General features: G+C 53.6%; 1 rRNA gene (running past one end of the window). It reads right to left on the bottom strand.

Annotated features, from left to right (window positions below):
- Positions 1–1,214 (bottom strand): 23S ribosomal RNA (locus RSX24_RS32085) (it extends 1,743 nt beyond the left edge of the window).

Genomic DNA, 1,214 nt, shown 5'->3' with positions numbered 1-1,214 from the left:
CAAGCCATAGCTTCGGTGGTGTGTTTAGCCCCGTTACATTTTCGGCGCAGAGTCACTCGACCAGTGAGCTATTACGCACTCTTTCAATGGTGGCTGCTTCTAAGCCAACATCCTGGTTGTCTGTGCAACTCCACATCCTTTCCCACTTAACACACACTTGGGGACCTTAGCTGATGGTCTGGGCTGTTTCCCTTTTGACAATGGATCTTAGCACTCACTGTCTGACTCCCGGAAGTAAGTCTATGGCATTCGGAGTTTGACTGAGCTTGGTAACCCTTGCGGGCCCCGCACCCAATCAGTGCTCTACCTCCACGACTCTGTTTTCCGAGGCTAGCCCTAAAGCTATTTCGGGGAGAACCAGCTATCTCCGAGTTCGATTGGAATTTCTCCGCTACCCCCACCTCATCCCCGCACTTTTCAACGTGCGTGGGTTCGGGCCTCCAGTGCGTGTTACCGCACCTTCACCCTGGACAGGGGTAGATCACCCGGTTTCGGGTCTACGTCCACGTACTATGTCGCCCTATTCAGACTCGCTTTCGCTGCGGCTCCGGCTTCTCACCTTAACCTTGCACGGGAACGTAACTCGCCGGTTCATTCTACAAAAGGCACGCCATCACCCCTAAAATGGGCTCTGACTTCTTGTAAGCACACGGTTTCAGGTTCTATTTCACTCCCCTTCCGGGGTGCTTTTCACCTTTCCCTCACGGTACTGCTTCACTATCGGTCGCTAGGAAGTATTTAGCCTTGGCAGATGGTCCTGCCGGATTCATACGGGGTTTCACGTGCCCCGCACTACTCGGGATCCGTCTCGGAGGGAGCAGACTTTCAATTACAGGGCTTTTACCTTCTATGGCGGGCCTTTCCAGACCTCTTCGTTTAACCGGCTCCTTTGTAACTCCATGTGAGACGTCCCACAACCCCAGAGAGCAAGCTCCCTGGTTTGGGCTGTTCCGCGTTCGCTCGCCGCTACTGACGGAATCACTATTGTTTTCTCTTCCTCAGGGTACTTAGATGTTTCAGTTCCCCTGGTATGCCTCTCCTGCCCTATGTATTCAGACAAGAGTAACTGGGTATTACGCCAGCTGGGTTTCCCCATTCGGACATCCCCGGATCAAAGCTTGCTTACAGCTCCCCGAGGCAGTATCGTTGTTCGCCACGTCCTTCATCGGCTCCTAGCGCCTAGGCATCCTCCGTGTGCTCTTAGTAGCTTAACC

The sequence above is a fragment of the Paenibacillus hubeiensis genome, assembly GCF_032334105.1.
Classification (GTDB): domain Bacteria; phylum Bacillota; class Bacilli; order Paenibacillales; family Paenibacillaceae; genus Paenibacillus; species Paenibacillus hubeiensis.
This window is presented reverse-complemented; position numbering and strand designations above follow the sequence as displayed.